This is a genomic window from Acidiphilium sp. MT5, assembly GCF_054767495.1.
This window is the reverse complement of the sequence record NZ_BAABMR010000026.1, coordinates 1-8,526: the sequence shown is the minus strand read 5'-3', so window position 1 is coordinate 8,526 and position 8,526 is coordinate 1. Positions and strand designations below refer to the sequence as shown.

General features: G+C 61.0%; 9 protein-coding genes. 3 read left to right on the top strand and 6 right to left on the bottom strand.

The window, feature by feature from the left end:
* Window positions 1-23 precede the first annotated feature (23 nt).
* Together ACYUCQ_RS15935 and ACYUCQ_RS15930 are read left to right on the top strand one after the other, a co-directional pair.
* Entirely contained in the window at window positions 24-848 is an 825-nt protein-coding gene (locus ACYUCQ_RS15935; protein ID WP_460255542.1) for an IS5 family transposase, read from the top strand.
* A gap of 113 nt (window positions 849-961) precedes the next feature.
* A complete protein-coding gene (locus ACYUCQ_RS15930) occupies window positions 962-1,993 on the top strand; it encodes an IS110 family RNA-guided transposase (RefSeq protein WP_460255541.1) in 1,032 nt (343 codons plus the stop codon).
* Window positions 1,994-2,841: 848 nt separating this feature from the next.
* On the opposite strand, the gene ACYUCQ_RS15925 is transcribed toward ACYUCQ_RS15930, so the two are convergent.
* The 5 genes from ACYUCQ_RS15925 to ACYUCQ_RS15905 all read right to left on the bottom strand — a co-directional run bounded on the left by ACYUCQ_RS15925 (window position 2,842) and on the right by ACYUCQ_RS15905 (window position 7,492).
* Complete coding sequence (locus tag ACYUCQ_RS15925; RefSeq protein ID WP_460255540.1) at window positions 2,842-3,147, bottom strand: demethoxyubiquinone hydroxylase family protein; 306 nt, start codon at window positions 3,145-3,147, stop codon at window positions 2,842-2,844.
* Between the two features lie 93 nt (window positions 3,148-3,240).
* The gene (locus ACYUCQ_RS15920) at window positions 3,241-5,610 is read right to left on the bottom strand and encodes a xanthine dehydrogenase family protein molybdopterin-binding subunit (protein ID WP_460255539.1); all 2,370 of its coding nucleotides are present in this window, start codon (window positions 5,608-5,610) and stop codon (window positions 3,241-3,243) included.
* Window positions 5,607-6,068 (bottom strand): (2Fe-2S)-binding protein, encoded by a 462-nt coding sequence (locus ACYUCQ_RS15915; protein WP_460255538.1) that lies wholly within the window; start codon window positions 6,066-6,068, stop codon window positions 5,607-5,609. Before ACYUCQ_RS15915 ends, ACYUCQ_RS15920 begins: the two co-directional genes overlap by 4 nt.
* Complete coding sequence (locus ACYUCQ_RS15910) at window positions 6,065-6,937, bottom strand: FAD binding domain-containing protein (protein WP_460255537.1); 873 nt, start codon at window positions 6,935-6,937, stop codon at window positions 6,065-6,067. The genes ACYUCQ_RS15915 and ACYUCQ_RS15910 overlap by 4 nt, the downstream gene beginning before the upstream one ends.
* A 90-nt stretch (window positions 6,938-7,027) precedes the next feature.
* Complete coding sequence (locus ACYUCQ_RS15905) at window positions 7,028-7,492, bottom strand: c-type cytochrome (RefSeq protein WP_460255536.1); 465 nt, start codon at window positions 7,490-7,492, stop codon at window positions 7,028-7,030.
* Window positions 7,493-7,785: 293 nt separating this feature from the next.
* On the opposite strand from ACYUCQ_RS15905, the gene ACYUCQ_RS15900 reads away from it, so the two are divergent.
* Window positions 7,786-7,995 carry a hypothetical protein gene (locus tag ACYUCQ_RS15900; RefSeq protein ID WP_460255535.1) on the top strand — a complete coding sequence of 70 codons (210 nt, stop codon included), beginning with the start codon at window positions 7,786-7,788 and terminating at the stop codon, window positions 7,993-7,995.
* Window positions 7,996-8,047: 52 nt separating this feature from the next.
* Here ACYUCQ_RS15900 and ACYUCQ_RS15895 read toward each other — a convergent pair.
* Window positions 8,048-8,526: hypothetical protein (locus ACYUCQ_RS15895; RefSeq protein ID WP_460255534.1), on the bottom strand; the 479-nt coding region annotated here is incomplete at its 5' end.

Below are 8,526 nucleotides of genomic sequence, written 5' to 3'. Positions count from 1 at the left end.
TTGCGAAGACAATGGAGGATCATGTGGCCTGGACTGAAATCACTCGGCGACATCATGACAGGAGCGCGTTGCGGTATGCAAGTGACAGCACTGACGAGGAGTGGGCGATCATTGGGCCGTTTTTGGCGCGCGCGAGCAGGGTTGGGCGACCATCGATCCACAGCATGCGCACCATCTGGGATGGCATCCAGTATCAGGCGACTGCGGGCTGCCAATGGCGAATGTTACCCAAGGATTTTCCGCCTTTCACCACGGTTCAGTATCATTTTTACCGTTGGCGGGACAGCGGCGTGCTGTTTTTGATCAACGAGGCGCTGGTTGCCGCGAGCCGCATCATCGAGGGACGGGACGCTGCGCCGACCGCGGCGATCATCGACAGCCAATCAGTCAAGACGACCGAAAGCGGTGGCCCGGCTGGTTATGATGCAGGCAAGAAGATCAAGGGACGAAAGCGCCACATCGTTACCGACAGCTTGGGCAATCTACTGGAAGTGGTGGTGCATACGGCCGACATCCAGGACCGCGACGGTGCGCCTGCGGTCATCGAGAGCGTGCGGGACAGTTATCCCAGCCTCGTCAAGTTGTTTGCCGATGGCGGCTACGCCGGCGAGAAACTGCGAACTGCCGTCGCTCACATCGAGAGCCTAGCCATTGATATCGTCAAACGATCCGACAGCGCTTCGGGTTTCGTTGTGATCGCCAAGCGATGGGTGGTCGAGCGGACTTTCGCCTGGCTCAACCGTTGCCGACGCCTCGCCAAGGATTGGGAAGCCTCCATCGCCTCGTCAGAAGCCTGGCTGCTCATCGCCTCCATCCGCCGAACCGTCAGATTTGTCGCACGCGCATGAAAAAATCAGACCAAATTACGAGTCAGATGGGGTGGTTGCCGCCCTCCCCAGACGGCATCGCGATGTGCCAAGATAGTGGTGTCTACAGCCACTGAGCAGAAAGGACGACAACCGTGACGAAAGATACGATGGTCGGGGTAGACCTGGCAAAGAATGTTTTCCAATTGCACGCCGCGTCGATGACTGGACAGCCAAAGTTCCGAAAGAAGCTGTCACGGCAGGGTTTTCTCAAGTTCATGGCCGATCAACCGCCCGCGGTGGTGGTGATGGAGGCGTGCGGAAGCGCGCATTATTGGGCGCGCGAGATGATCCGGCTTGGCCATGAGGTAAAGCTGATTGCGGCACAGTATGTTAAGCCGTTTGTGAAGCGCCAGAAGAACGATGCTGCGGACGCCGAGGCGATTGTGGTTGCGGCGCAACGGCCTGAAATGCGCTTCGTTGAGCCGAAGTCGGCAGAGCGGCAAAGCCGGGCGATTTTGTTTCGTGCCCGAGAACGCCTCGTCCACCAACGCACTGAACTGGTCAACGCACTCAGGGCCTGCCTCTATGAATATGGCCATACCGTTCCGCAGGGGATTCATCAGATCAAACGCATTGCAGAAATTCTGGATACGCACGGCAGCGATCTGCCCGATTTGATGCGCGAGGAGTGCCGGGACTTGCTGGACCAGATTGCCGAGCAGACGACGCGCATCAATTTACGAACTGCGAAGATCAAGGCGCTGGCGGCTGAAGCTGACACGGCACGGCGGTTGCAAACAATCCCTGGCGTTGGTCCATTGACCGCGTTGGCCGTCGAAGCCTTTGCCCCGCCAATGGAGAACTTCCGGTGTGGGCGCGATTTTGCCGCGTGGCTCGGCCTCGTTCCACGCCAACTCTCCTCCGGCGGCAAGGAACGGCTCGGGCGAATCTCCAAGGCTGGGCAGTGCGACATCCGGAGGCTGCTGATTATTGGCGCGATGTCGCGGCTGAATTGGCTGGGTCGGCAATCGATCCCGGAAGCTTCATGGCTGGCGCGTATGGTCGCGCGAAAGCCGAGGATGCTCGTGGCAATTGCACTGGCCAACAAGATGGCGCGGACAATCTGGGCCTTGATGACGAAAAATGAGGATTATCGGGTTCCGGCTCAGGCTGTGGCAGCATGATCGCAATGCCGCAGAAACTGCCTGACGCCGGATAAAGGGGGTGTGAGAAGACGACGACCCGAATGGGCAAAATGATCGAACAGATCTGGACCAGGAAAACCAGCTTAGAGTCGTGAGCCTTGCAGCTCGAGAGTCAGATTTGGACCTGATTCGCAGATCACCATACCGGCCAGCGGCTTCTGTAAATGCCGCATTCATAGGCCTGACAGAAGACCGCACTCGATCACATGCGCTTCGACTTCGAAACTTCTTGCATCACGGGCGGCAACCACAGAAGACTCTAAGTCATGACTCTTAAAAGCACGCTAAATCTGTCAGATTTAACGTATCACAAAAATGCTAAATCTGTCAGATTCTGCATTTTTCGAATGTGCAAAATCTGACAGATTTGCCATATCGATCATTTATGTGCTCACTATTAAATAATTTGCATTATATTTCTGCTATATATTCAAGAAAAAAACCTAATATACAATAAAAAACTTGACGTAAACCAAATCTATATACTCGTTTAGCACTGCTGTTGTATTTTATGGCGAGTTCTGAACCAATAGGCAACCACCGCCTTCGGTCTGGCATACACCATCGCCAGCGAGCTCGTGCATCTGAGGCTCGGCACATGGCATTACGCGCCGCTGATGCCCCGCTTGCCCTGCATCTTCCCCCCATTATGCGCCACCGATTATGCGCAACCAGCCCAACGGGCGAGAACTGATCATGGCGCGCTGGGGGATGCCCTCACCATCCTTTGCCCTGCAGGGCCGGAACGCTGATCCGGGGATCAACAACGTGCGCAATACCGCCTCGCCGCACTGGCGCCGTGAACTGGTCCCACTTTCGCGCCCAGTTCATGCACCGGTAAGCCAGCCAGCAACCTTCCAGAGTGGCAGCAATACGCTGCGCTGATGCGGAACCAGCAACGCATCCAGCCGGGCGAGGTGATCACACTCGGTCGCGAGATGCCGCTCGGTAAATTGCCGGACCCCTGGATCGTGAGCGATTGCCAGAATCCCGACGTAGATCGCCACAGCGCCCGTTTCTCCGGCATGATCCGAGCGCAGATCGCCGATCAAGCCGCTAACGTCGCGGGCGATCCCAACCACGGTTTGCACATCCAACTCGGCATGGGAGATAATTTGACTGACATCGAGCATGCAGCGAACATTGTTGCGAATCAGCTTGTTGCAACCGCCCCTTCGCGCCAGACGAATGAGGCACCTACCTCAGCGCGCGCCAGAGTTTGACGCTCAGCCGATCACGCCGAGTGCGGCCAGCACCCGGGTCGGGGTGAGCGGTAAGGCGGTGAGCAAGGCGGCATCCGGCGCCAGCGCGTCGTTCACCGCGTTCAGCACCGCCGCCGCCGCCGCGGCGGTGCCCGCTTCGCCCGCACCTTTGGCGCCCAGCGCGGTTTCCGCCGTCGGCGTGCAAACATGGCCAATCTCGATATCGGGCATTTCGGCGGCCATCGGCACCAGATAATCAGCCATCGTCGCGTTGGTCATCTGTCCCGCCGCGTCATACCGGCACGCCTCGAACAAGGCGGCCCCGAGCCCCTGCACCACGCCGCCGCGAATTTGCTCATCGACCAGCAGCGTGTTGATGATGGTGCCGCAATCTTCAACCACCCAATGACGGCGCAGCGTGATAAACCCAGTCTCGGTATCGATATCGACCAGCGACCCCTGCACGCCATTGGTAAAGGCGAACGGATAGTCGCGCGGCACGTGATGGCGGGTCGCCGCCAATTCGGGGACGATACCGGGGGGCAGCGTGTCAGGACGAAAATGCGCGATCCGCGCGAGATCAGCCAGCGCCATGCGCGGCACCCCGGCAGCATCGGTGATCTGACCGTCACGCAAATCAAGCTGCGATGGATCGGCCTGCAATAAGCTCGCCGCCAGCGTGAGCAATTGACCGCGCAACGCCCACGCCGCTTGCCATGCCGCCTCGCCGCCTACGCCAGCGCCGCGCGAGGCCCAGGTGCCACCGCCATAAGGCGTCGCGTCCGTATCGCCGAGCCGGACCAAAACCTGCTCCGGCGCTAAGCCCAGCGCCTCCGCCGCAATTTGCGCCAGAATGGTCTCGGTGCCTTGCCCCTGCTCAGTAACGCCCGCCTGCAGCACAACATGCCCAGCGGCATCAAGCCGGATGGTCGCCCCCTCCTGCGCCGAGATATGCGCGCCGCCCACACCATAAAACGCCGCACCCGGATTGGTGATTTCAATGAAACTGGCAATGCCGATGCCACGCCGGATCCCCCGTGCGCGCAAAGCCGCCTGCTCGGCACGCAACGCATCATAGCCCATCATCGTCAGGAGTTTTTCCAGGCAGGCATGGTGCGATAGCGCCTCGAACCGCATGCCACTGGCGGAGCAAGTCGGGTAGGCATCGTCAGCGATCAGATTGCGCCGCCGGATCAGCACCGGATCAACGCCAATCCGCCGTGCCGCCGCATCGATCAGCGCCTCGGTCACCGTGGTCGCAATCGGGTGACCAACCGCGCGATATTGCGACATCATCGCCTTGGTCTGAAACGCAACCCGCGCGCGGGCGCGGTAAGCTGCCACCGCATACGGCCCGCCGACCAGATTGATCACCTGATTCGCCTCAACCGCCGAGGTGCGGGGATACGCCGAATACGGGCCAATGCCCGTGAGGTCATCAACATCAAATCCGGTAATCATCCCTGCCCGGGTCACCCCAATCCGCGCGCGCACCTGATGACCGCGCGCATGAATGTCACCGATGAAACTCTCCAGCCGGTCAGCAACAAAGCGCACGGGCCGCCGCAGGGCGCGGCTCGCGGCGATGGCCGCCATTTCATCGGGATAAATATGGATTTTAATCCCGAATGAGCCGCCAACATCAGGAGCCAGCACCCGCACTTGATGCGCCGCGAGACCAAAATGCCGAGCATAGACATCCTGCAACATATGCGGAACCTGGGTGCCCGCATGCACGGTCAGGCGTTGCTCGCCCTCATTCCAATCGGCCACCACCGCGCGCGGCTCGAGCGTGACGCCGGTATGGCGCGCAAAGTCGAAATCAAGGGTCACGATCTCATCGGCCATGGCCATTGCGGCGTCGATGTCGCCCGCCTCGATCCGCCGTTCAAACGCCAGATTATCGCCGAGCGCGGGATGAATCGGCACAGCATCCGGTGCCAGCGCCGCCAGAGCATCAACCACCGGTGCCAGCGGCTGGTAGTCAACGGCAATCTGTTCGGCAGCATCCTCGGCCTCGGCGCGGCTGGTCGCGAGCACCATCGCCACCGGCTCGCCATGAAAGCGCACGCGGCCCCGCGCCAGCGGATATTGCGGCGCGGATTTCAGCCCGGTGAGATGGGTAAGCGTGCCGACCCACGGGGAACACCACGGGTCAATCGCCGCCGCATCGAACACGCCGACAACCCCTGGCATCGCGCGCGCGACGTCCAGCGCAATATTGCCGAGTTCGGCATGGGCGTGGGGCGAGCGCACAAAGGCGGCATGAACCATGCGCGGCAACATAATGTCACTGGCGAAGCGCCCGCGCCCCTGAGCCAGCCGCCGAGAGGCGCCGCGCGGCACAGAGCGGCCAATTTGACGCGCCGGGCGATCAGGATCGTTGAATTTCATCGGCTGCCAACCTGCGCGATGGCATCAATGATCGCCTCATAGCCGGTGCAGCGACAATAATTGCCGGATAAATGCGCGCGGATCGCGCTGCGGTCGCACCGGTCAGGCGCGTTGGCAAGGAAATCGAGCGCGGTGATCACCATGCCCGGCGTGCAATAGCCGCATTGCAGCGCGTTGCGGGCCGCGAAAGCGTCTTGCAGCGCCTGGGCCTCGCCGGAATCGGTAACGCCCTCGATGGTCTCAATCGTCGCGCCGTCGGCTTGCACCGCCAGCACCAAGCAAGACCGCACAATCGCGCCATTGAGCCGGATGGTACACGCGCCGCAAACCCCGTGCTCGCACCCAAGATGCGTGCCGGTTAGGCCGCAATGCTCACGCAAAAAATCAGCCAAATGCACCCGTGGCAATATCTCGGCATGGATCAGCGCGCCATTAATGGTGAGTGTAATGCCAGTCATGCGTCGGTCCCCGCTTCGGTCCCAGCTGTCGCCCCTGGCGTCATCCATGCGGTGGCAACCCGGCGCAGCAGCACTTGCGCGAGATGCAGGCGCATCGCCGCTCCGGCCTCAGGGTCGTCATGCGCAGGTAAATCCTCTGCGAGCGCCCGGCAGGCCGCGCCAATCCGCTCAGCATCCAGAGGCAAGGTGCCCAGCGCGGCAGCGGCGCGATGGGCGAGCAGCGCCGTCGGCCCCGCCGCAAAGAAGGCCAACCGCGTCTCAGCGCGGGTGATCGTCGCAGCCAAGCCAATGATGGCGTAATCACCATGACGACGGGCGAGTTCAGCGAACCCCCAGCGCCGCTCGCGGATCGGGATATCAACGGCAACCAAAATCTCATCCGGCGCCAAGGCGGTTTCAAACATGCCCGTGAAGAAATCACAGGCTCCGATCAGCCTCGTGCCCAACGCCCCCTCGACGATCATCGTGGCATCAAGCGCCAGCATCACGGCGGGCAATTCAGCCGCCGGATCGGCATTGGCGAGGCTGCCGCCCAGCGTGCCGCGTGACCGGATCGCCGGATGCGCAACATGCGCGAGCGCCTCGGCGATGAGCGGCGCGTAGCCCGCAATGTCAGGGGCGGTGAGCAGCTTGGCATGGGTGCAACCAGCGCCGATCCGCAAGATCCGGCCCGTCACGGTGATGCCAGCCAGTTCCGGCAGCTGACCAATATCCACCAGCAAGGAAGGGGCCGAGAGGCGCAAATTGAGCGCGGGCAACAGGCTTTGGCCGCCCGCAATCAATTTGGTGCCGAATGGGTCGGCGGTCAGCCGAGCAATCGCCTCAGCGACCGATCCAGCTTTGACATAATCGAAGGCGGCGGATTTCATGAGCAATCACCTGCGGGATCGTGCCGTCGGCGTCAATCGCGGTCGCAGCCACAAACTTGTATGCGCCAACCAACCGCCGTGAGCCGACTGTTATTTGAATTGCTGCCCCATAATCGCACCTGTCGACAATTTGGTGAGGTACGTGACCAGAGCCGTCATTTGTGGACTATGGGCCGAAGGTGCCTTGCCCTGCAGCCCCCCGGTAATGCAATGCGCCAATTGCTGCTCCAGCGTCACCACGTGGTGATTGGCCGGATTATAACGCGGAAATTGCGCAGCAACACCCATCAAGCTCGGGATCTTGGCTCCATTCGGCAACTGCCCCATCGTGGTGCCGCCATTGACGTGACAGGATGAACAGGTGCGCACACCGCCGAATTTATCATGATTAAACAACTGCTCGCCCTGCGCGGCCACCTGGGCCAGCGATGTCGCCGGCTTCATGCTCGCCGCCTGCGCCGACGAAAGCGCGGCGGTGCCGATCAGCCCCAACGATAACGCGCCCAACGATAATGCGCACGTAACAATGACGAACCGATGCGAAGCTGATGTCATAGGACGATCCCCCGATCTGAATTTTTGAGCCATGACATGAGGATGGGCGAACCCGATCGCCAGCATAACCATGCCCAACACCATAGTTCAACGCGTGACCTAAACCAACCACGCCGTTGTCACATCGAACATCAATGCCCGCATCTAAACCCACAGCACCCGCCCCGCGGCGCCAAAAATTCACCCGATCATGCATTCGATGTGCTAAATATCACATCTTTGCGCCCGTCCCCACGCTATTCATCATTTCAACGCTGCACACCCCAACCCACATCCCGCCAGGAGCAACCGCCATGACCACCATCGCCCTCACCCCCGCCGTCACCAGCACCACCACCGCCCTTCCCGTCAAGCCTTTTCGCACCGACGCAAAAATCGCCTTTTCGCGCCCGCAAACCATCATCGATCGGGATTTCGACATCTCGCACCGGATCAAATATGTCGGCACCTTGGCCGCCACCGCCGTCACCCTGATCACCGGCGCTGTGTTCCTGTTCATGTAATTGTCGCGCCGCACCAATCGCCGCGCCAAATTTCGCACCGCTCCCGAGCACCCTACAGCCCGAATTTGAGCTCCAGCGCCGCGCGGAACGACAAGGTGGCCCCTTGCGCCATCAGCGCGGCACGAGTTTCCGTGGGCAGCGTGCCCGCCGCCGCCGCCGCGTCGAACAGCACCATCAGCGCATCCCACACACTTTGCTCGGTGGGGTCCATGGCCTGTTGATGGGTAGCGTAAAAATTCTCGGTGTGTCCGGCGAGTTGTGCCGCAACCGCCAGCGCGCCCGCCCGCGCCGCCAGCAGCGCCAAGCTACCGGTGAAGCACGCTCCGTTTTGGTGATCCTCCATCTCGATGACCAAGGGTGCCGCCTCCCGCGCTGCCTGCGCTGCCGCCGCATCATCTCCCGCGAGCAGCGCATAGCTGGCCAGGTTCACAAGGCTATGGGTGAGAATCGCCCAGTTGCGCCCCGTGCGGCTGAGAGAAACGTTGCGCTTTGCGCTCGCGATCGCACCACCATAATCCCCAAGCTTGGCCT

Excerpts from the sequence above, each read along its gene's own strand:
- ACYUCQ_RS15925 (WP_460255540.1), bottom strand. The coding sequence starts at position 3,147 with ATGCTCGATGTCAGTCAAATTATCTCCCATGCCGAGTTGGATGTGCAA.
- ACYUCQ_RS15920 (WP_460255539.1), bottom strand. The coding sequence starts at position 5,610 with ATGAAATTCAACGATCCTGATCGCCCGGCGCGTCAAATTGGCCGCTCT.
- ACYUCQ_RS15915 (WP_460255538.1), bottom strand. The coding sequence starts at position 6,068 with ATGACTGGCATTACACTCACCATTAATGGCGCGCTGATCCATGCCGAG.
- ACYUCQ_RS15910 (WP_460255537.1), bottom strand. The coding sequence starts at position 6,937 with ATGAAATCCGCCGCCTTCGATTATGTCAAAGCTGGATCGGTCGCTGAG.
- ACYUCQ_RS15905 (WP_460255536.1), bottom strand. The coding sequence starts at position 7,492 with ATGACATCAGCTTCGCATCGGTTCGTCATTGTTACGTGCGCATTATCG.
- ACYUCQ_RS15900 (WP_460255535.1), top strand. The coding sequence starts at position 7,786 with ATGACCACCATCGCCCTCACCCCCGCCGTCACCAGCACCACCACCGCC.